The sequence below is a fragment of the Desulfoluna sp. genome, from assembly GCF_030145185.1.
GTDB lineage: Bacteria > Desulfobacterota > Desulfobacteria > Desulfobacterales > Desulfolunaceae > Desulfoluna.
In genome coordinates, this window is record NZ_JAQYWB010000004.1 from 25,161 (window position 1) to 46,807 (window position 21,647).

19 protein-coding genes and 1 riboswitch are annotated in these 21,647 nt (G+C 55.2%); of the genes, 11 read left to right on the forward strand and 8 right to left on the reverse strand.

Annotation, left to right across the window (positions count from 1 at the left end; genetic code table 11):
* Positions 1-81 precede the first annotated feature (81 nt).
* Positions 82-1,635: a radical SAM protein gene (locus Q1Q75_RS01720; protein WP_300667284.1), complete on the reverse strand. Its 1,554-nt coding sequence runs from the start codon at positions 1,633-1,635 to the stop codon at positions 82-84.
* 141 nt (positions 1,636-1,776) lie between these two features.
* On the opposite strand from Q1Q75_RS01720, the gene Q1Q75_RS01725 reads away from it, so the two are divergent.
* From Q1Q75_RS01725 to Q1Q75_RS01745, 5 genes are all read left to right on the forward strand, one after another.
* On the forward strand, positions 1,777-2,097 hold the full coding sequence (locus Q1Q75_RS01725; protein WP_300667285.1) for a cupin domain-containing protein: 321 nt from the start codon (positions 1,777-1,779) through the stop codon (positions 2,095-2,097).
* Positions 2,098-2,683: 586 nt separating this feature from the next.
* Complete coding sequence (locus tag Q1Q75_RS01730; protein ID WP_300667286.1) at positions 2,684-3,301, forward strand: phospholipid scramblase-related protein; 618 nt, start codon at positions 2,684-2,686, stop codon at positions 3,299-3,301.
* Positions 3,302-3,442: 141 nt separating this feature from the next.
* Positions 3,443-4,045, forward strand: coding sequence for a TetR/AcrR family transcriptional regulator (locus Q1Q75_RS01735; RefSeq protein ID WP_300667287.1), 603 nt, complete (start codon positions 3,443-3,445; stop codon positions 4,043-4,045).
* Between the two features lie 130 nt (positions 4,046-4,175).
* Positions 4,176-4,664, forward strand: a complete 489-nt coding sequence (locus Q1Q75_RS01740) for a PaaI family thioesterase (protein ID WP_300667288.1) — start codon at positions 4,176-4,178, stop codon at positions 4,662-4,664.
* A gap of 109 nt (positions 4,665-4,773) precedes the next feature.
* On the forward strand, positions 4,774-5,847 hold the full coding sequence (locus Q1Q75_RS01745) for a patatin-like phospholipase family protein (RefSeq protein ID WP_300667289.1): 1,074 nt from the start codon (positions 4,774-4,776) through the stop codon (positions 5,845-5,847).
* Between the two features lie 60 nt (positions 5,848-5,907).
* On the opposite strand, the gene Q1Q75_RS01750 is transcribed toward Q1Q75_RS01745, so the two are convergent.
* Complete coding sequence (locus tag Q1Q75_RS01750; RefSeq protein ID WP_300667290.1) at positions 5,908-8,937, reverse strand: EAL domain-containing protein; 3,030 nt, start codon at positions 8,935-8,937, stop codon at positions 5,908-5,910.
* A gap of 509 nt (positions 8,938-9,446) precedes the next feature.
* On the opposite strand from Q1Q75_RS01750, the gene Q1Q75_RS01755 reads away from it, so the two are divergent.
* From Q1Q75_RS01755 to Q1Q75_RS01765, 3 genes are all read left to right on the forward strand, one after another.
* On the forward strand, positions 9,447-10,562 hold the full coding sequence (locus tag Q1Q75_RS01755) for an acyl-CoA dehydrogenase family protein (protein WP_300667291.1): 1,116 nt from the start codon (positions 9,447-9,449) through the stop codon (positions 10,560-10,562).
* 470 nt (positions 10,563-11,032) lie between these two features.
* Entirely contained in the window at positions 11,033-11,344 is a 312-nt protein-coding gene (locus Q1Q75_RS01760) for a helix-turn-helix domain-containing protein (RefSeq protein WP_300667292.1), read from the forward strand.
* A gap of 446 nt (positions 11,345-11,790) precedes the next feature.
* Positions 11,791-13,143: a diguanylate cyclase gene (locus Q1Q75_RS01765; protein ID WP_300667293.1), complete on the forward strand. Its 1,353-nt coding sequence runs from the start codon at positions 11,791-11,793 to the stop codon at positions 13,141-13,143.
* Between the two features lie 56 nt (positions 13,144-13,199).
* Here the strand turns inward: Q1Q75_RS01765 and Q1Q75_RS01770 are convergent, their stop codons facing one another.
* The 3 genes from Q1Q75_RS01770 to Q1Q75_RS01780 all read right to left on the reverse strand — a co-directional run bounded on the left by Q1Q75_RS01770 (position 13,200) and on the right by Q1Q75_RS01780 (position 14,736).
* Entirely contained in the window at positions 13,200-13,541 is a 342-nt protein-coding gene (locus tag Q1Q75_RS01770) for a DUF190 domain-containing protein (protein ID WP_300667294.1), read from the reverse strand.
* 41 nt (positions 13,542-13,582) lie between these two features.
* A complete protein-coding gene (locus Q1Q75_RS01775) occupies positions 13,583-13,966 on the reverse strand; it encodes a CrcB family protein (protein ID WP_300667295.1) in 384 nt (127 codons plus the stop codon).
* Positions 13,967-14,078: 112 nt separating this feature from the next.
* Positions 14,079-14,164: riboswitch (Fluoride riboswitch) on the reverse strand.
* 152 nt (positions 14,165-14,316) lie between these two features.
* Positions 14,317-14,736, reverse strand: a complete 420-nt coding sequence (locus Q1Q75_RS01780; protein ID WP_300667296.1) for an Rrf2 family transcriptional regulator — start codon at positions 14,734-14,736, stop codon at positions 14,317-14,319.
* A 218-nt stretch (positions 14,737-14,954) separates the two neighbouring features.
* On the opposite strand from Q1Q75_RS01780, the gene Q1Q75_RS01785 reads away from it, so the two are divergent.
* Positions 14,955-15,653 (forward strand): DUF554 domain-containing protein, encoded by a 699-nt coding sequence (locus Q1Q75_RS01785; RefSeq protein ID WP_300667297.1) that lies wholly within the window; start codon positions 14,955-14,957, stop codon positions 15,651-15,653.
* A gap of 126 nt (positions 15,654-15,779) precedes the next feature.
* Here the strand turns inward: Q1Q75_RS01785 and Q1Q75_RS01790 are convergent, their stop codons facing one another.
* Together Q1Q75_RS01790 and Q1Q75_RS01795 are read right to left on the reverse strand one after the other, a co-directional pair.
* A complete protein-coding gene (locus Q1Q75_RS01790; RefSeq protein ID WP_300667298.1) occupies positions 15,780-17,222 on the reverse strand; it encodes a monomeric [FeFe] hydrogenase in 1,443 nt (480 codons plus the stop codon).
* 269 nt (positions 17,223-17,491) lie between these two features.
* Positions 17,492-18,772 carry a citrate synthase gene (locus tag Q1Q75_RS01795; protein ID WP_300667299.1) on the reverse strand — a complete coding sequence of 427 codons (1,281 nt, stop codon included), beginning with the start codon at positions 18,770-18,772 and terminating at the stop codon, positions 17,492-17,494.
* 661 nt (positions 18,773-19,433) lie between these two features.
* Here Q1Q75_RS01795 and Q1Q75_RS01800 point away from each other — a divergent pair.
* Complete coding sequence (locus Q1Q75_RS01800) at positions 19,434-20,189, forward strand: TIGR04219 family outer membrane beta-barrel protein (RefSeq protein WP_300667300.1); 756 nt, start codon at positions 19,434-19,436, stop codon at positions 20,187-20,189.
* A 62-nt stretch (positions 20,190-20,251) separates the two neighbouring features.
* Here the strand turns inward: Q1Q75_RS01800 and Q1Q75_RS01805 are convergent, their stop codons facing one another.
* Positions 20,252-20,503 (reverse strand): glutaredoxin family protein, encoded by a 252-nt coding sequence (locus Q1Q75_RS01805; RefSeq protein ID WP_300667301.1) that lies wholly within the window; start codon positions 20,501-20,503, stop codon positions 20,252-20,254.
* 340 nt (positions 20,504-20,843) lie between these two features.
* Between Q1Q75_RS01805 and Q1Q75_RS01810 the strand changes: the two genes are divergently transcribed.
* Positions 20,844-21,446: a hypothetical protein gene (locus Q1Q75_RS01810; protein WP_300667302.1), complete on the forward strand. Its 603-nt coding sequence runs from the start codon at positions 20,844-20,846 to the stop codon at positions 21,444-21,446.
* Positions 21,447-21,647: the final 201 nt, after the last annotated feature.

Consider the following 21,647-nt stretch of genomic DNA (forward strand, 5'->3'; position numbering starts at 1 on the left):
AGAGTACCGCCAGCCGTAGAGCATTCGCAAACCCGCTTTCAAGGTGGCACCACCTTGCCGCCGGAGGCACACATGGAGTTGTTACGACGCGTTTATTTGAAAAAAAGCCGCGTGGTTGGAGTTGAAGACCGGGGGGTCTCCGTGGACGATGGGGGCGATGAGGGGGTGTTTCTTGAACTCTTTTTCCAGAAAGTGGCGGATAAGAGAGCGGTTCCACCCCAGGGGGTGTTTGAATTCGCTGTAGAGGGTGAGGTCTCCGTCATAGAAGGAGCTGGTGTCCAGGGTCTTGGCCTCGGGGGCGAAGTAGGGGAGGTTGAAGACGGAGAGGTTCAAGAAACCGATCTTCTCGTGGTGGGTCACCACGAAGTCCATGGTTTTCCGGGCGGCGGCTTCGGTCTCGGACGGGGTGCCGAAGAGGAGGTAAACGTAGGTCTGGATGCCCACCCTGTGCAGGGCCTCAAGGGCGCGGGACACGAGGCTTAACTCGACCCCTTTGTTCATCTCGGTCAGGACGTCGGCGTCCCCGGATTCGATGCCGAGTTTGAGCATCCGGCATCCCGACGCTTTCAAGGCCCGGCAGAAGTTTTCATCGGTGAGGTGGGGTGTTACTCGGGCAAAGGCGTACCAGGGGGTGTTGAATCCGCTGGCAAAGAGTTTTCGTAAGAAGGCCGGTCCCACGGAGTTGTCTACGATGTGGACCAGAGTGGGCTTCAAGGTTTCCACCAGGGTGCATAGCTGTTCCACGGCGGTGTCGGTCTGTACCGGGGTGTAGGGGTTTTTCTCCGCCCGTTCCGGGCAGAAGGTGCACTTGCGCCACCAGCAGCCCCCGGCGGCACAGAAAGGGAGAATAAAGCCCGGTGACAGGTAGGGGAGATCCTTGAAATCATCGTAGTCCGGGAGGTAATGTTTCCGGTCCGGTTCTACGTGAAAGAGGCTCAGGAGTGCGTGCTCCCCTTCTCCGGGGATCATGTGGTCCACAAGGCCTGTAAAGGGGTTTTCCCATTCCGGCATGCGCATCCACGAGGTGACGAGCCCCCCTCCCAGGACAATGCGGACATGGGGATAGCTGGCTTTCAGGTGGCCGATGAGGGCAAAGGTGCTGAGGGCCTGGTTGAGGTAGTTCATGGAGAGGCCCACGGTGGTGAGGCCTCCGCACTCTGTCTCCAGTTCTTTGAGTCGCGATTTAAAATACGGAAAGTAGACGTTGGCTTCCGGGGTGTTCGCGGCCTCCATGAGGTCTGCGCTTTTTACCGACGAGAGGGCATCGCTTTTGTAGTTGGCAATGGAGGCGATGGCGCTGTACCCTTCGGAGGCCACTTTCAACACCCGGTTGGTGTCCAGTACGGCGTTGCGGTACCGGTCGATGTTTCCGTATCCGGCCGAGGTGGTGAGCAGGTCGAGGTTGTGCGCTTTTCGATGGATCGCCCGAGTGCTCCAGCGGTCTTCGGCCGTCACCTCTTTTTCAAAAAGGTATGTGAACCCTTCCAGGCTCATGTCCACGGATTTCGTGGTGATGCCGTGGTGGCGCAGTGCCCCGGCAAGCCGGGCGATACCCGCCGGGGGCTCGCTGATCTTGGCTGCGGGGGGGTAGAGAAAGAGCATGTCGGTTTGGGTGTTGCGTCTGGTTTGTGTCACTCGCCTACTCAATGTCAAAAGGTGTTGTAAAGGCCCGCGATCCTGTGAAGAACCGCCGGGCATGATATCATATCCGATGGGGTCATAACACAGGGCGTCGTTACTGAAAACAGTTTACCGGAAACGAGAGGAAGAGAGGCTATGAAAACGTCCTCATTGTTTGAGAGCATTCCCACCGAGCTTCCCGAAGAGCTCTTTACGATCCTTGCCAAAGGCCGGGGGGTCACCATCGAACGGATCATCTCGATGGGGCATGCCTCAGCCGAGGGAGACTGGTACGATCAGGAGACCCATGAGTGGGTGCTGGTGGTCAAGGGGGAGGCCCGCCTTCAATTCGAAGGAGAGGAGGAACGCCCCTTGCGGGAGGGGGATCATCTCCTGATTCCGGCCCATGCAAGGCATCGGGTGGTTTGGACTCCGGATGACCGTGAGACGATCTGGGTGGCCGTTCATTTTGGTTGAAGGGTCTGTGGAAAAGGTCGAAGGAAAATGTTATAAATAGATGATTTTATGTTGTTCTGGTTGTCTCTGTGGCGGGTCGGACTTCGGGGTGTGCCAGGGAAATTGCCGGATAACGGTTGCCTGTTGGATCTCTATGGGGGATGGCATGGCCTATTTTAGAGGGTGCGCCTGGCTCTATTTTATGATGATGGGTGTTTTTTCAGTCTCAGGACCCGTGGTTGCCGGGGAGGGACCCACTCATTTCCATGCACCGAAGGTGCAACAGACACGGGTGAATCCCAACGCCCCCTGTGTGGCCCTGATGACCGAGGGGCGCCTTGTCTATCGAACCTATTGTGCCAGCTGCCATGGGCAGTGGCCCGCGGGAGCGGGCCCGCAGGGATCGGCCTGGAGCCTGCCCCGCCGGATCTCATCGCCATGGGAACGATCCATAATGACGGGGAGTTTGCATGGATGATTGAAGAGGGGCAGGGAAGCATGCCCGCCTGGAAAGAGACGCGGATTCGTCCGTCATCTGGGCGGTGGTCAGCTGGCTAAGAACGCTTGAGCGGTGAGCATACCGCCGGATGAGAAGGGGAATGAAGACGTGAAAGAGCTTGAGTCGTCCAGAGAGGTTCTGGTCACCCAGAAAAAAGAGATGTTTGAGGCGTTTACCGGGTTTGAAACCCAGAATAATTATGTGGTACGACTTCAAAACGGGCAGACCCTTTACGCAGCTGAGGTGAACACCGGGTTTCTATCCCGGAATTTTCTTAAGCAGCTCAGGCCTTTTGAGCTGGTGATCGCAGACGAACAGCGGAATATTCGCCTGCGGGTGAATCGGCACTTCCGGTTCATGTTTCACGAGATTACGGTATCGAACAGCCATGGTATGGTTCTGGGTCGGGTGGTGAAAAGGTTTACCTTTCTTAATCGTCTCTACGATGTCAAAGACGCCGATGATCGTACCTTGTTTGAGCTGAAGGGGCCTCTTTTCAAGCCCTGGACCTTTCGCATTGAAAATGCCCTGGGGAACGTGGGGGTGATCACCAAGAAATGGAGTGGCCTGTTTAAAGAGGCCATGACAGATGCGGACAATTTCGGCCTGAAGCTCGAAAAGGATCTCCCCGCGGATCAGAAAGCCGTGCTTCTGGGGGCGGTTTTTTTAATTGATTTTGTTCATTTTGAAAACAATACCAGCAATGGATTAGGTATTGACGGCTGATTGGTGACACAGGATGTCGCCTCAAATTCCATGAAAACCGTCTGTTGATTCAACTTGACAGACGGTTTTGTTGTTCTTATTAAATGAATGTTCAATTAATAGCGTGCGGCACGTATGGGTCATTTACCATAAAGGATGGGTATGGCAGGGCGAAAAAGACAGAGCGCAGAAGAGAGAAAACCGGCCATCTTAAAAGCGTTTTATCAGGTGATCGAGGCCGAAGGTTTTGAACACGCCTCGGTGGCCAAAGTGGCGAAGCAGGCAGGGGTTCACGCAAGTCTGATCATTCATTATTTCGGCTCCAAGGAGACGATGGTGATGGCCCTGGTGGACGATGTGCTTCAGACTTATGCCGACATGTTCCGGAAACTCCCCGAAGGGGGGGAGCCCCATGAGCGGCTGGAGGGACTGCTGGCCATGATCTGGAGCCGGGAGTGGTACGATGCCTCTGGTTTTTCGGTGGTTTTTTCTTTTCTGGCCTTGAGCGCGCGTGATGCCGAGGTCATGGCTCGTGTGAGAAACCTGTACGGGCATTATCGGCGGTACCTCCGTGAACAGATGGTGCTCCTCTCAGAGGCCGGGGTGATTCATGTGGAGGACCCCGAGGCCGCGGCAGAAGCCTTGATCTCACTGTCCGAAGGGTCACACTACTTCTGCCGTTACCACATTGAGGCCGGGACCTTTGATGCCCACTGCCGCCATATGATCCAGGCGGCCCGTCAGGTTCTCGGAGTGAGCCACTGAGTGAACTGAACCGTTAAAAAAAAATGCATCTGGCAGCCAGGGGTATTTCCCCTGTAAAGCGGCTGGAACGATGAATTATTGATTATTCTGCACATGTGATGGGAGAGAGACAATGACAGAGGTAATACCAATGACAGAACCAAAATGGAAACCCCTTCCCAGCGTCGATCGGGACTGTTTTGCCTGCGGGACGGAGAATTCCCACGGGCTTCAGATGACCTTTGAATCCAACGGGGAGCAGCTTCGCTCCACCCTGATCGTGAAACCCCGATTTCGTGGGTGGAGCAATCTGGTGCATGGCGGGATTCTCTCCACCATGCTGGATGAGACCATGAGCTGGACGGCCATTCATTTGACGGAGCGGTTTATCCTGACCAAGGGGATGACCGTGTCCTTTAAAAAGCCGGTGCGCGTGGGGACCACTCTTTCCATGACCGGCATCATCAAGGAGCGGATCAGCGAGCGAAAAGCCCGCGTGGTGGCTGAAATTCGCGACGAGGACGGGGAGATCTGCGCTGCATCGGAAGGGGAATTTATCCTCTTTACGCTGGAAGAGTTCGGCTCCATGGGGATTATGTCGGAAGAGGAACTCACGGTGATGGCTTCGGCCATGGGTTAACAAGGTGGCGAAGCCACGGTAGCAAATGTCAAACGTTTCAAAAGTTTGGCCCCCGGCAGGGCCGCCGGAGGCGATTTTTTCAACGGATAATCACGTATAAGGAGTTTCCATGTCAGGGGATTTGATGTTTCTGGCGGGTCACAGGGCGTATGAGCGGATTCAATCCGGGGGGCTTGCTCCCGATGATGTCTCCATGGTGGTGGGGGCCTCCGGGGCGGCCAAGTGGCTGGTGCTGCACGGGTTGGATTCGGCGCTGTTCGGCCGGTGGTTTGTGGGACGGGAGAAGCCCCTTCATCTGTTCGGAACCTCCATCGGGGCCTGGAAGTCTGCGGCTGCGGCCCAGAAGGATCCAGAGGCGGCCTTTGACCGCCTGGCTCATGCGTATATTCATCAGTATTATAAGGGCAAGGCCACGCCCCGGCAGGTGACCGACGAGGCCCACCGGATTATGGACACCTGCCTTGAACCGGGAAAAGTCGAGGAGATTTTAACGCATCCCTACTGCCGACTGCACCTGTCGACGGTGCGGTGCAAAGGGCCCTTAGCCTCGGACAAGCCCGTGGCCCTGGCGGCCGGTCTTATAGGGGCCTGGGGTGCCAATTTGATTTCTCGGGAGCTCTTTCGAAGGCAGTGCCAGCCCACCCTTTTTTATGACCCCAGAAAGGTGCCCCCTTTTTCAAAAAATGGCGAGTTCCCGGGGGGCAGGGTCCCCTTAACGGGTGAGAACCTGAGGCCAGCGCTTCTGGCCAGCGGGTCGATTCCCTATGTCATGGAAGGCAGGCAGGATATTCCCGGTGCACCGGACGGGGTTTATCGCGACGGCGGGCTGTTTCATTATCACCCCGCTTTTGATTTTTTGAAAGGGGAGGAGGGCATTGTTCTTTATCCACACTTCTACAGTGAGGTGACTCTGGGATGGTTTGACAAAAAGAGGCCGGGGCGTATTGCCAATGGCTCGCTTTTGTCCGATGTGCTTCTTTTGGCCCCCTCCCCTTCCTTTGTGGCAGAGCTGCCCCTGGGGCGGATCCCCGACCGCCGGGATTTTGATCGGCTTGTCGGGCGGGACGACGAACGTGTGGCGTTTTGGGAGAAGAGCGTGGTGATGGGGCGCAGACTGGGAGATCAGTTCCTTGAGGCCGTGGCCTCGGGGAGAATTCGGGACATGGTGAGAAAGATTGCCTGATGGGTTGGCAGCGCATACAAAAATTTCTTACCTGTCGGGGTGTGCGTCGGGATTCAAACCTTATGTTTTTGAGGGCGGATACACGGTGAGGTGGTGGGGAAAGTCTGCCGGGGGCACCGGCGGCGCCCAGAGGAAACCCTGGGCGACAGGGCAGCCCATGGCTTGAAGAAGTCGCATTTGTTCCGGTGTTTCCACCCCTTCGGCCACCACCTGGATGCCAAATTCGTTTCCCAGGTTTATAATGGTTTTTATGAGGAAAAGCCCTTTTTCATCCTCTTCGTTCAGGGTCGATATAAAGGAGCGGTCAATTTTCAGGGTGTCCAGGGGCATCGACCTCAGATAGTTGAGGGAGGAGTAGCCGGTCCCAAAATCGTCCAGGGCGATGGATACGCCCATTTGTCTCAGTTTTTTCAGGTGGGGCGCTGCCGCGGCCAGGTTTTCCATGAGGGCGGTTTCCGTCACCTCCAGCTCCAGCCATTGGGGGTGGCAGCCTGTTTCTTTCAGGACGTTGGCCACCCGCTCCGGAAGAAGATGATTTCGGAAATGCCAGGCTGAAATATTGAGGGAAATCATCAGGGGTGTGCCTCTGCCCTGGTTCCATTCGGTGATGAGGCGGCAGCCTGTTTCCATGATCCAGAGGTCCATGGGAACGATGAGGCCATTTGATTCAGCACAGGGGATAAACTCCGATGGCGAGCAGAGTCCTTTGATGGGGTGGACCCATCGTATGAGCCCTTCCATGCCCAACAGACGATGGCCATGGATGCCGATGCGGGGTTGCAGGTACATGAGAAACTGGGTCTTTTCCATGGCCTGCCGAAGGTCTTGTTCCATCTCAAACCGGACCCTGGCCTCCTTGTCGAGGCTGTGGGTGAAAAAGCTGTAGGTGTTCCCGGTCTTTTTTGCGCGATACATGGCCAGGTCTGCATTACGGATCAGTGTCTCCGGGTCCCTGGCATCATCCGGGAAACGTGCCACGCCGATGCTCAGGGTGATGTGGAGCTGGGTGGTGCCGATTTTAAAGGCCGGTTTGAATGCCTCCTGAATGCGCTGGATAAGCAGTACCAGCTCCCGGGCGTTGTAGTTTTCCTCCGCGAGAATGGTGAACTCATCTCCGCCCAGACGGGCTGTGGTGTCACTTTTTCGCAGGGTGTTGGTGAAGCGGTTGGCGACCATGGTGAGGAGCCGGTCGCCGCTTTGATGCCCCAGGGTATCGTTGACGTGTTTAAATCCGTCAAGATCGATGAGCAGCAGAGTGATCCCGGCTTTTCTGCGTCGGGCCATATCCATGGCATGATCCAAGGTCTCCATGAAGAGACGCCGATTGGCGAGGCCGGTGAGGCTGTCATAGAAGGCCTGGTGTCTGAGCAGCTCTTCCGCCTTTTTCTGGCGGGTCATATCGAGCATGGAGACAACCCGTTTTTGGGTCCCCGGCAGCCGCGCCACATGAATTTTCGCTGTGTGGATCGCCCCCAGAAGGTCGTGGAATTTGATCTCCATGTTGTCGTCAAAAGAGATGGCCGCGCTTTTTTTATGTCTCAGGCAGGTCCTCAGTTTTGCCTCATCTTCATTGTTGAGAAAAGAGATCCAGTTACGCCCCAAAAGGTCTTTGGGATCCTGGGTGCCAGCGTAGCGCAGGAATTCGCGGTTGAGTTTGACGATGGTTCCCCTCTTGTCAAAGATTACGCTGGGGGTGGCCGAGTTTTTAAACAGGGTGCGATAGTGGGATTCGGAGCGCTTGGCATCTTCCACCGCGGCTTCCAGTGCCTGCACATCGGTGAAGGTTTCAATTCGAATGGGGGTGTCGTGGTAACGCGTTGTCGTGGTGATTCGGATGACGTGCCGTGACGTGTTTCCTCGAAGCGTGCCTTTCTCCTGATGCGGTGTGTGGTGGGTTTCCCGACTCGTTTCCACGGGGTGAAACAGGTCGCCTGCCGGTTGCCCCACCAGCTCCTCTCGTTTGATCCCCATCATTTCTTCCATGCAGACGTTTGTTTCCTGAATCCTTCCCGATTGAGCATCGATCATGAGAATCCCGACATTAAGGGCCGTGAGGATGCTGTGGTTGAGGCACTCCTCTTCAAAAATTCGTGTAAAAACAAGGTTGATATCAGCAGCCAGCTCCGAAAGTTCGTCCCTGCCCTGGATGCGAACGTTTTCAACGGGTGCTCCCGGCGTTGCCACAGGGGCCACCTGATGCCTCAGGTGGAGAATCCGTTTGAGCAGGGTGCGTTGAATCAGGAGGTAAGTTATCAAGGCAAGCAGGAGGCCTGTGAGGCTGATGCCGGCACCGGTGAGGGCCAGCAGGCGTTTGCCGGCCTGGGAAATACGCGAGGGGCCACTGAGGTTGATCTCAATGCTGGCGTCTCCCATGATATTTGAGAGGGTTTCGGTGCAGGTGTAGTGTTTCCGGTCGTCGGTGAATTGAAAGTGAATGATATCTGTCTGGGCGGGCAGGGCGTGGGTGCATACGGTGATTCGGGTCTCGGGGTCCTTGAACAGTTCATGGAAAAAATTTTGTTCAAGGTGTTGGACCATGATGAGCCATCCCCGGGAAGGGCCTGATTCATCGCTTTTTAAAATGGGATTTGCGGCCATGAAATGGAGGGCGCCTTCGCTGACAAAAAAACCAGGCTCTATTTCCTGTTCGGCGTCGCCTTTTCTGAAACGGGCCACCCACTTATTTAAGGTCCGGGTGAGCTCAGGCAGGGGGCGGCCCATTTTCTGTGTGGAGGGGTCGTAGAAGCCTTCCCACACCGCTTGGCCTTCGAGGGGATAGAACCCGATGTAGGTCAGGTTTGCGTCTGAAAAGGTGGCATCCACCAGATTGCTTTCAATAAAATCCGGGTTCGGTTTGTTGATGAATGCGTAGACGTCATTCCAGACGCTCCAGTCTTTAACGAGCAGATTCAGTCCGTTTCGTCCATGGTCCAGAAGGCGAAGGGTAAAGATCAGGCGGCTTTGCGCCTGGTCCTTTTCAAGGGCAGTGAAGCGTGTGTTGAGGGTCTGATTGGCGACCTGATAAAAGAGACCGATGGAGATCGCCACGGCCGTTAAAATGGAAAGGCTTGTTTTTGTACGGATACCCATGGGTTGCCCTTGAACTTCATGATTTCGGCCATGGCCGGAGAGCGCGGTTTGAAGCCATGCTTCACGGTCGACCGGGATACTCAGGAGGCCGTGAGATGGGATGACAAGAAGATGACGGTTTCAAAGACGGGTGGGACACAATGCACGGATTGAAAATAAGGATAGGGCTGAAAATAGCTTAATTTAAAGCTAAATCACTCAATGAAATGCCCCTAATTCTATCCTGAACAGAACTTTACGTCAAAGAGAAAGCTCGTGGGGGGCTGAAGGGTTTCTCATATTGAGCCTGGCCTCTTGTGCCGGGTGTGGAAGGGGAGTGTGAGGGGTGTTTTTTTATGAGAATTCGGAGAACCTCTGCCGGGGATGAGCCTTGCTAAGGCCAGGCGATTGTGGTTACTCTGTATTTGCTTCATATGTGGAATGAATGGTGTGGAATGAATGTGCTGTGCAATCGCAAATGATGGCTTTCGGATTGGGAGGGGAGCCACCATCTCAGGTTAGGGGGAACCATGGATCGATGGATGAATGAGAGAGTTCTGTGTTTTTCAGAAAAAGCGGCGGGGGTGTGGGCTGGGTCAGAAACATGGGAGGACGAGATCCTGTTTGGTCGTCTCTGGGCCCTGGCCGGAGAGACGGGACTCTGCCGCCTGGGGATTCCTGAAATTTACGGGGGCGTGGGCGGGGGCGGGCCGGAAATCTCAGAGATGATGCGGCTTCTTGCCCTGAATACCGGCAACCTGGGACTTCCTCTGGCGCTGATGCTTTCTCAGATGGTGGCTCATTTTATGGTGGGAGTCTTGGGAAGCGAAGACCAGAAGGCGAAGTGGCTTCCCCGGATGGCCGAGGGACGATCTCCTTCGGCCTTTGCCGTTTCGGAGCCCAAGGTGGGAGCGCATCCCAAAAAGCTGCGTACACGTGCAGAACAAATTCAAGGTCGCTGGCAACTCAACGGCAAGAAGGCCTACATCTCCAATGGCCCCCAGGCAGGCATTGTGGTGGCGGTGGCTGTGGTCGGGGAAGTCGATGGATTCAAACAGTTCAGTGCATTTCTCCTGGACGGAGAGACAGAAGGGTTGGATCGGTCGGATGCCATCGCGCTGCCTTTTTTTAGGCCCGCCCTTCATGGCAATATGCTGTTTGACGGGGTGACTCTGGACGCCGACTCGGTTCTGGGGCGACCGGGAGCGGCCTACACCGAGCTTGTGCTGCCTTTTCGGCGCTTCGAGGATGCAATGATGATGGGGTGCGTCACCGGCGCTCTGCGTTTTGTTCTAACAGCGCTGGGTGCGTCGGCGGGGGCTCCTGATGATTCGGTGTGCGAGATTCTGGGGGCGCTGTCCTCCCATATTACGGCCCTTGAATGGGTGGCGAAAGAGAGTGCGTGTTTGATCGCAGATGATTCTGCCGGGGCCGTGGATGAATCGACGGCTCTTCTGCTTCATTTCAGGCAGGTGGTCGGAACCTGTCGGCTGCTTGTGGCATCCCTGGAAGACGCCGGGGTTTCTCTGGATGATCCCAGCCGATCCGTCATGGACGATCTGGCCGCATCCGCCGGTATTGCCGCCCATATCGCGAAGGTCAAACAAATCAAACTCGGCAGGGCATGCCTGGCGGTCCATGGTTGAAAAGCGAGATGGAAGCGTTTAATGACAGGTTGCGCGGCGATTTTCCTCTGTGGTTCAGAGCAAATCGTCGCCGTCCGGGTTATTTTTTAAATGAATTGTTGAATAAAAAGTTCATTGATCTATAATTGACTGAGTGGTAAAAAAACTTTATGGGCCGTGTTGCCAGCCACCGAAGACTGCCTGAAGCAGTGCTTACTGCTTTACCATTTATTGCCTAACCTACTGTATTTTTCATTCTGTAGTTTTTTTTGGGATCGTATGTGAACATTGGTCGCTTGCTGGTAACATGGTTATGAACGCTGTTTGCCATTGACGAACAAATCCCTTTGGTGCCGTTGATGACGGAGTGAGGGGGGCTGGATATGAGGCATTTTCCGGGTTGGATGTTTCATCATTTCTACCGGTGAAAAAGACCATAGCCGGGCTAAATTGCATGACTATTCGAGGAAGAAAATTTTGAGGGGACTGGTATGATATACAACGTGAGTACAGATCATGACGTGGCGGTGAAACGGTTGGCTGAGTTGGGTAATGGAACACGCCTTGCCATTATTCGTTACCTCGTGAATGAAGGCCCCGAAGGGGTTCCCGTGGGGCAGGTTCAGAAAGCCCTGGGCGTTCCACCGTCGACGTTGTCCCACCACATCTCCCGCCTTGTTTCGGCCGGGCTTCTCCGGCAGGAGCGGGACAGTCGGACACTTTATTGCCATGCGGAGGTCATGGCGATCGATGCTCTGGCTTCTTACATCCGTTCCGCATGTCTTTGTGCCGAAGCGGTGTAGGGCAAGTGCCTAAGTAACAGGCCTCTTGTCGTGAATGCCAGGGGCATTCAGCAGGTGGTTTATTTCGGTTTTTCAGCTTTTGCCTTCCCGGTAGAGGGAGGCGTTTTATCAGGCGAGTTCCTGACGTAGCCATAGTTACGCCAGGCTTTTTTTTGCCCCTGGCGTTGATTTCGAGCCGCTGTCCCTTCTTCCCCGGACAGATCCGGCTTCCGCAAAGGGATCTTCATCTCCTGTCCCTATCTCCTTTCCTTGTCATGTCCCTGCCAAAAAGATATATTAAGAAATCAAGCCCATATGGCGCGGGTGATCTCGCCTTACGATTTGCCGCGTTTTTTTCGAGGCGGCCCCCCACTCCGGATGCCTCGTCCCCGATGCTTTGTCTCCATGATCCTTTTAATGGATGGCATCAGGATCCCTTCTTCCCACCCATCGTCATGGGAGATGCTGTGAAACAAATCACCGATAGTCGTATTTTTATCGCGGGCGTTTCGATCCTTTTTTTTCTGATGTTGGTCGGTGGTACGGAGTATCTGGTCAGCCTGGATAAAGGGCGGTTGCAGGCGCGTGAAAAAGAGGCGGTGATCAAGGAGGCCGGACGGGTGCGAAACCTGCTGGAGTCTGAGGTCAACACGACGCTTAACCTGATCCTCGGGTTGGTGATTTATGTGGCCTCCAAGCCGGATGTGGACCGTGACGCCTTTGAATCCATTGCCCAACTGCTGATTCGGCGAACCCCGCATATTCGTAATATCGCCCTGGCAAAAGACAACGTGATTACCCACATGTATCCCCTTGAAGGCAACGAAGCCGCCCTGGGACTTCGGTATCAGGAGAATCCGCTTCAATGGCCCATGGTGTATCGCGCCATTGAAACCCGGCGGACCGTGGTGGCCGGACCGGTGGACCTGGTTCAGGGAGGCCGGGGTTTTATCAGCCGGAGCCCCATTTTTTTCAGTGAGGGGGGCCGTTCCTACTGGGGACTTGCCAGCATGGTTATGGATGTGGACTCCCTCTACGCGGCCAGCGGGTTGATGGATGCCGGCTCTCTTCGTTACGCTTTGAAGGGGAAGGATGGCGCGGGGACGCAAGGAGAGGTCTTCTATGGAGATCCCACTCTCTTCTCCGACGAGGCGGCGGTGCGGCTTCCCATTACCCTGCCGGTGGGCTCCTGGGTTCTTGCGGCAAAATCACACAGACGCATGGCCTTTAATAAATCGGTGGCGATCTTGCGAGCGGCGGGATTTGGGCTCGCCGTGGTGATCAGTGGTATGCTCTTTGCCCTTTTGGGTTCCCTGCGTCGGATTCGTTATCTCGCCCTTCACGATCCCATCACAGAGCTTCCCAATATTCGTTATTTTGAGGCGTATATTAAGCAGTTGATTACGGTGAAACTGTATAAAGACGAACCCTTTGCCTTGATTTATGTCGGCCTGGATCGTTTTAAATCCATCAATGAGGTGTTTGGCCACAAAGCAGGCGACCGGGTTTTAAGTGATGCGGCCAAGCGTCTGGCGGCCGTGGTTCCAGAGAGGGCCCAGGTGTGCCGTATGGCGGGGGATGAGTTTGTGGTGGTCCTTGAGACCGTCCAGGAGCGGGAGGAGGCCGAGGCAAGGGCAGAAGAGATGGTCCAGGCCCTGGTGAAACCCTATTCCCTGGGGGCAAACAACCCGGTGTCCCTGGATGCCTATGTGGGGGTGAGTCTGTTTCCAGGCCAGGGGGTGACATCGGAGATTCTGATTCGGGAGGCGGACCTGGATCTTGCCCGCCGCAAAGGGGATCGGGGTGATTTATCGCGGTGAGTCGAGGTGATGACGCCTCGCTTTGATCCGTGTTGTCCTTATGGCAGGCGCCCCTTTTATGGGGTGGTGCCGTCCCGATAGGCTCTGACTTGAACGGTCTCCAGGGTGATCATTCCCTTGGTCAGAACGGCATCGAGTTCTAAGAGGAGGGCCTCAATGCGTTCTGGGCGATCCACGATCTCCACCACCACGGGGAGGTCCTCCGAAAGCCGGAGAATTTTGTCGGTGTGGATGCAGCTGCTGGCCCCAAATCCCATGTGACCCCGGAATACCGTGGCGCCGGCCATTTTTCTCTTTTTTGCTTTTTCGACAATCCATTGGTACAGGGGCGATCCTTTGTGACGGGACTGGTCGCCAATGTAAATTCTCAGCCGTTGTGCTTCATTTTTAATGGGCATGTCTCTTCCTTACTGAAGAACGATAAACCGCGGTGGCTCTCTTACAGGCAGCGGGCCAGGCTGGCTCCCACAAAAAAGAGGGCGAGTCCTGCTGTGACTTGAAGGGTGACGTTTCCCAAGGCCATCCACCACTGGGCTCCCCCCGCCAGTTGACCGGTTTCTGAGATAAAGGTGGAAAAGGTGGTGAAGGCACCCATGAAGCCGGTGAGGAGGATGGTGCGTGCTTCTGCGCTGATGGCCATGCGTTCGGCCCCCAGAGTCCAGACCAGGCCGAAAAGAAAACAGCCGATGGCGTTGACGGTGGCGGTGCCCCAGGGAAAACCGCTTCCGGCCAGTCGCTGAACAAAGCCTGCCAGGCCGTATCGGGACAGGGTGCCGAGGGCGCCTGCCCCCGCGATGCAGAGCAGTTTCTGGTAAAGGAACATAAGGTGAAATCTCCGATGATGACCGGCGGGTGCCGGTTTTCAAACACATAAAAAAACCCGCTGCACGGCGGGTTTGTCTTGTGGCTCCCCGCCACAGGACGCAATAGGGTCGCCGCTGGCAGGAGTCATCAGCTCAAAGGCGGTTTGTTCCGGCATTGGGCTTGCCGGGGTCAGGGGAACTCCATCCCCAAATCAATTTATGACAATGTACTGAAAGGTGACGGGTTCGTCAAGAAACCGAGCCCATGATCCCTTCCCGGCCCTGGGATCCTTTGACCTGGGGACTTCCACATAAACGATTGGGGCAAGAGGATGTTTAAGTGGTGGGGGCTGTGGGGACCGCCCTTTTTTTAATCCGAGTGGTCGAGGGGTTCCATGAGGTCGGCTATTTTGACCTTGTCAAGGTTGGCATAAAGGGCGTCTGTGGCCTCTTTCCATGCCTGCCGAAATCGACACCCCGTCGCTTTGATGCAGGTGTCCGGTGAGCTGATACATTCCACCAGCTCACTCTGCCCCTCGAAGAGGCGTACCACGCGTCCGAGGGAGATGTCATCCGGGGGGACGTTGAGGACATGCCCCCCTTTGGGGCCCCGGACGCTTCTGACGATACCCGCCAGTCGCAACAACCGGACCAGCTGCTCAAGATACTTCATGGGAATACCCTGACGGCGGGAGATCTCACTGACTTGAATGGGGATTCCCGTGGGGTGATTTTTGGCCAGCTCAACAAGAATGCGGGCACCGTATCGGCTTTTGGTGGAGAGTTTCATGGGGTTCCTTGCCTCTGTGTTTCATAGTAACACAGTATAGTTAATGGAGTTCCCGCAGGGATGTCAACGCTTTTATCGTGAAGGCCTCAGGTTGGCCGCGTGTCGTGCGGAATAAGGACACAATCGGATTTCGCATCAATTGGCCCTTGGGCGTCCCCTTCCTTCTGTGGTATGAGAGACGGGTTTTTTAAATTCCATGGAATGAAGGGGACGTGACGATGCTGGGAACTGTGGTCAATGCATGCGCAATTATTGCCGGAAGCCTGACCGGGCTTGTATTTAAGGGTGGCATTGCTGAAAAATACAAAGAGACGGTGATTCATGCTGTTGCCCTGGCCGTGATCCTGGTGGGGCTCAAGGCCGCCTTTGCCTCGGAAGCCCTTCTTGTGGTGATTCTTTCCATCGTGGCCGGCGCGCTTCTGGGGGAGTGGTTGAATATAGAAGGGGCGCTCCAAAGGATGGGGGAGTGGCTGGAGACGAAAATCCCCGGAGGGGAGGGGTCGCTGGCCAAAGGGTTTGTGACCGCGAGCCTTGTCTTTTGTGTGGGGTCCATGGCCATTGTGGGTTCCCTGGAGAGCGGGCTCACCGGAAACCACCAGACCCTTTACGCAAAAGCCGTTTTGGATGGGATTATCTCTGTGATTTTTACCTCCACCATGGGGATCGGCGTGATTTTTTCCGCTGTGGCCGTTTTTCTCTATCAGGGGAGCATTACCCTCACCGCCACGGTGATGAAGCAGTTCCTCACCCCCGAGGTGGTGGCCCAGATGACCTCCGTCGGCGGGCTTCTCATCCTCACCATCGGCCTCAACATGCTGAACGTCACCAAAATCCGCGTGGGCAACATGCTCCCCGCCATCTTTCTCCCCCTGCTCTGGTTCATCGCCAGGGGGCTCCTGCCAGTTTTATCTTTTTAAATCGGTCACTATTCAGCTCTAAAAAAAACGCCTCCGGCGGCAAGGTGAGTCACCTTGAAACCTGTTTGTTAAACTTTTCAAAAGTTTAGCCCCCGGCAGGGCCGCCGGAGGCGCTTTGCGTTGTGATTATCCCTCAATCCCCCTGGGGCTCTCTTTTAAAAACGCCTGAAGCTTTCTCCCCGCTTTTTTGCCCGGTTCCACGCCTGAGGGGCCGGCGATGCAGCCCCCCTCACACCCCATGATCTCCACAAAGTTTCCGGGACATCGTTTGACATAGGCGCGCAGTTTTTTGACCGATCGCTTGTCGAGACCATCGATGGTGACGGGCTCTATCGGTGCGCGCTCACCGATATAAGCCTTGACGCCCTCGGTGACTCCACCGGACACAGGGAACCCCCGTCCTTCGGCCCGCCCGGCGAGATCAAAGGCGGTCTCGTCGCACTGAAGGATTTCAATGTTGCGTGCCGCCAGGAGAGCTCGCAGCTCGCGAAAGGTGAGGACGTGGTCTACGAAGGGATCGTCGGAGGCCTCTTTGCGTTTGGCCACGCAGGGGCCGATGAACACGGTGATGGCATCCGGGGTCTCTTCTTTGGCAGCCTTTGCCGTGTAGTGCATGGGGGTTCGGGTGTCTGAGACAAAGCGTTTCATCTCCGGCAGGTGCTTTTCCACAAATTCGGTGTAGGCGGGGCAGCAGGAGGAGGTCATGAAGGGGGCGCCTTCTTCCATACGTTCTACGAACTCATCGGCTTCGATGGCCGCGGTTTTGTCGGCCCCGGAGGCCACCTCAAAGACATGGGAGAATCCAGCGGTTTTCAAGGCTCCCACCAGCTGTCCCATGGTGGAAGGGGTCTCTCCCACAATGGCGGGGGCCACCAGGGCTGTTACGCGTTTGCCTCTGGCCATCTCCTGGATGACCTCCACCAGCTGGGAGCGTTCAAGGATGGCATTAAACGGGCAGGCGGCCAGGCATTTTCCACAAAAGATGCACTTTTCGTAGTCGATGGTCTCCTTGCTGTTGCTCATCTTGGAGATGGCCCCCGTGGGGCAGGACTCCTCACAGGGGATGGGGATGTGCACAATGGCGTGGTAGGGGCAGACCTCCATGCATTTGCCGCACTGGATGCATCGGTCCGGGTCGATGACGGATTTTCCGTTGATCAGTGTTACGGCATCCTTCGGACAGACTTCCACACAGGCATGGGTCAGGCATCCTCTGCAGGCGTTGGTGGCTTCATATCGGGTGCGTACGCAGCCGTTGCAGGCCTCATCAATGACGGTGAGCACCGGGTTGGGGGCGCTCTCTCGTTTCAGGCTCATCTCGGCATAGTGGGAGAGGGGAACCAACTCGTCCTCTTCTTCTTCAATGCCGAAGCCCAAAAGGGCCATGAGACGGTATTTCAAGATGGCTCGATCCCGGTAAACGCAACAGCGGGTGTGGCTGCCTCCCCGGGGCCGCATCTCCACGGGAATGCGGTCGACTCCCTTTGAAAAATCAGTGGAATCAAAGGCCCGGATGAGGCGGACCATGAGCTCAAAGTGGGTGGTGGCGCTGTAGTTTTTAAAGTACACGGGGGCTTCCTTGGTCGGGTCAATATGAAATAAAGCCTGTCTATCCGCCGGCGTTAAAAAAGGTGGCCTGGGTTTAGGCAGGCGTGGCACGGCTTCTCAGGAATGAAACTGTAAAAATTGAATCAAGACGGCTGTATATCGGATTGTCAGGGGAGGGGTCAACCCCTTAATGGGAACATGCCGCAGCATTTTTAATTGAGGTACAGGGTTGGCAGAGCGGTCGGGGATGAGAGAAAAAAGGCCCCTGCCGCGACGGCAGGGGCCTTTTTTTATCGCTGGTTCATGGGAACGTAGTCAGTGGAGGTGTTGCCTGTGTAAACCTGACGGGGTCTGCTGATTTTCCAGTTGGGGTCGTCGGCCCCCTCTTTCCATTGGGAGATCCAGCCGGGCAGGCGACCGATGGCGAACATGACGGTGAACATTTCGGTGGGGATGCCCATGGCCCTTAAGACGATGCCGCTGTAGAAGTCGACATTGGGGTAGAGGTTTTTATCGACGAAATAGGGATCGGTCAGGGCGACCTCTTCGAGTCGTCGTGCGATCTCCAGGAGGGGGTCCTCCACCCTGAGTTTGGGCAGGACGGTGTCGCACATCTTCTTCATGATTCTGGCCCGGGGGTCGTACGTCTTGTAAACCCTGTGACCGAAGCCCATGAGGCGGAAGGGATCGTCCTTGTCTTTGGCGCGTTTGACCACATCGCCTATGTCGGCACCGCTCTGATGAATGTTGGTGAGCATTTCGATCACCGCCTGGTTGGCACCGCCATGCAGAGGCCCCCAGAGGGCTGCGATTCCGGCGGAGATGGCCGCATACAGGTTAACGCGTCCGCTGCCCACCACGCGAACAGCGGCTGTGGAGCAGTTCTGCTCGTGGTCGGCGTGGAGGATCCAAAAGACGTTGAGCGCTTCCACAAGGTCGGGGTCAAGTTCATAGGGCCTGACCGGAGAGTCAAACATCATGTTTAAAAAGTTGGCGCAGTAGGAATAATCGGCTCTGGGATAGACGACTTTGTGGCCCCGAGAGATTCGATAACTCATGGCCGCCATGGTACGGATTTTAGACAGCAGCCGCAGGAAGGTGCGGTTGATCCCCTCTTCGGTGTCCTCAAGTTCCGGGTAGAAACTTTTCAGGGCGTTGAGCATGGCCGAAAGGATCCCCATGGGGTGCGCTCGTCGGGGGAAATTCTGGTAGAAGATCTGCATGTCTTCGTGAATGAGGGAGTCGTCGTTGAGCTGGACACTGGTCCGGGTCAGCTCCTGCCTGTTGGGCAGCCTGCCGTTGATCAGAAGGTAGGAGGTCTCGACAAAGCTGGAGTGGTCGGCCAGCTGTTCCACCGGAATGCCCCGATAGCGAAGGATTCCTTTTTCGCCATCCATAAAGGTGATGGCGGATGTGCAGCTGCCGGTATTTCCAAATCCCGGGTCCATGGTGATGTAACCGGTTTTCTGACGCAATGTTGTAATGTCGAAGGCTTTTTCGCCTTCAGACCCGACAATGACGGGACATTCGTAGGTCTTTCCCTCAATGATTACTTTTACCACTTCGGACATGGTATTCCTCCTTTTTGCGGTTGCCCTGCGGGGCTGTCTGGATACAGCTTCGGAAAGATACCGGCCTTATCGGCACGGTTTGCAGGCAGATACAGTCTCAGGCGATGGTTCACTTATGACGCTCTGACAGAGATTGCGGGGTGGCATTGTTCGGGGTGTCTGCACTATTCAGGTCAAGACACCGTATCGATAGGTTTCAATGCCGGATCATTCCTCCACAGCCACTATCCCCATAGAGTGTGGGTGACGCCCCGGCATACGTGTGATGGCAGCGCATGTCTGCTCAGATTTTCTGCCCTTGGGTTCGTCCCGGTGAGGTGCCTTTGCGGGGGGCAGGGATCCGTATCATTTCGTTCTGTTGATCATTAGCGAATGAGCCTGTCAGAGTGAGGTCAACGGTCTAAAATATCTGATTCATCCTTCGGGGTCAAGGGCTTCAAGCGATGAACCTATGACTTCAGCTCTTTTTTTACCTTGAGAGTTGGGTGGGATGAAAGCTTGTTATTTATGATATATTCAGATATTTTGACCAGTGTTAATAGTGTCATCTCATTGTTTTATAAACAAAATATCTTAAGGAATGTCGTGGCTGGACGATAAGAGGGACACCGGGTATGCCCCGTTATTAATGATCAGCCTGAACGATGGAGGAAAAATACGTATGAAACGATGGATTTTTATTTTGCTCGCAGTGGTCGCAGTCATGGCCCCTGGACGGTCCTATGCGCTTCTTGGCCTTATCAGTGTGGAAGGCGCTGTGGGAGGGTTTGTGCCGACTCCGTCAGGAGATTTTCAGTACGATGGGAAAACGACGGGGGATGTGGACTCCCTTCTCGGTCTGGATCGGGAGGTTTTCCCAGCGGCCCGTCTTCGGGTGGAGCTGCCCCTGGTGATTCCCAATGTCTACCTCATGGCCACCCCCATGAAGTTTGAAGGGAATCTTTCCGGTGACTTTGACTTTGGTCCGGATCATTCATTTGGCGCCGGTGCCGATACCAAGTTGACCATCAACCAGTATGACGCCGCCCTCTTCTACGGCGTGCCCTTGCTTGGCCTGGCGACCCTGGGACGCGTGGGCATAGACGTTGGCCTTAACCTGCGGATGATTGATCTGGCCGCCGAGATGACAAGCGACAGCGATTCACACCGCGAGAGCACCACCGTGCCTGTTCCCCTGCTCTTTGTGGCGGCTCAGTTGAATTTGCTCGGGGGCTTTGCCCTTGAGGCGGAGGTTCGTGGTCTGGATGTGGGCTACGCCCGTGTGATCAGCGCCATCGGTCGCGTTAAGTACAACACCCTGGGGCCCTTGTTTGTGGCGGCCGGTTACCGTCATGAAGAGGTGGCTGTGGATGAGGACGACTTCGACGTCGACATCACCTTTGCCGGACCCTTTGCCGAGGTGGGTTTCTCTTTCTAATCCCTCGAGAGACGTTCGATCTGTGATAAAAAAATACGGCTCCTTCGGGGGCCGTTCCTTTTTTACAGGACCCCCATCTTTTTGAGGTCGGCTTCGAGTTCGGATTCGATAAACACCTTTCCTTTTCGCCAGGTGCCTTTAAATTCGAGGGTGGGGACCACCCACTCACCGCCGTTAATCTGCGAAACCTCATCGACGATTTTTTGGGGGGCGGTTTCAATGTTGATGGATTCGAAGGGAATTTTTTTCTCTTTAAGGTAGGTTTCTGTTTTGATGCAATGGGGGCACCAGAAGGCACTGTAAACTTTAAGCATTGATTTTATCCCTTTGAAAGTGGCCCGTCAGCGTGGGCATCCTGCCTTTATCGCTGCGCGGGATTGTTGATCTTTTGCCCTAAGTGTGGCAGGGTGTTTTCCAGTTGACATTAAGGCATTTAGTGAGCATTCTGCTGCCCCATTGCTTTGGGTGACCGCACGTGTGGTGTTTTTCCACCTGGAAGAAGTGTACCACATTGGAGGGGGACTGGAAAAGCCGGTGCCGGAAATGTCCGAAGTCCTGCTTGGCTTTTCTGCGAGACAGGGAATTTTCTCTCTCCCTGCTCCGGTGGGGCCGGGCGGCGTCGCCAACCAAATTCAATTCGAACAGGAAATCTCCATGATGAAAAGATTATCGATCCTCGTTGCCTCCTTTTTTCTGCTCACCTCCGCCTCGGTTTATGCTGAGGGGCTCAGTGTTGGGATCTCTGCGAATAACCGTGTTGTGGGCGCCAACCTCTCCCTTTTGACCTCCAGCCCTTATGGCACGGTGGAAGTGGGCGGGGGGATGACATACAATAAAGACCGGTATACCATCGGCAATGCCCTTCTCAGCGTTAAGAGCGACGATTTAAGCCCGGGACTTCGCTATGGGTTGGGGTTTAAGTACCTGATGGGAACAATAAAAAACAAGGACCAGAGTCAGCGAGGGGACCTCAGCGCCCTTGGCTTCAATTTTGGTCTGGGGTATGAATTTCCGGCAACGATTAATCCTCTCAGCATTCCCATTGAGCTTGTACTCAATACGACCCTTGCTCCAGAGTCTATCACCTTTGACGAGACCGAAGGGTATCTTGATTTCTCGGCAGGGCTGCGATTCTATTTGCTGGAAAATGCTTACTTAGAATTAACCCAGACCTATATCGAAGCAAAATTCGATACCGGGTCGACATGGACGAGATACATCAATGAGACGGCATTTGGCGTTGTGTTGACGTTTTAATCCCATCTTGATTGAACACGTGTGTTATGCAAGGGTCGGCCACCGGGTGAACGGAGGGCGACCCTTTTTTTTGTTTTTTCTTGTCGGCGTATGGAGTGATCAGGGGAGAGTGGGGTTGCTTCATGTCAGCCATCCGGGCTATAAGTTGAGTGGTCTATTTTGATTACGCGAAGCAGGAGCAGTTGATGGGATATAAAGGGA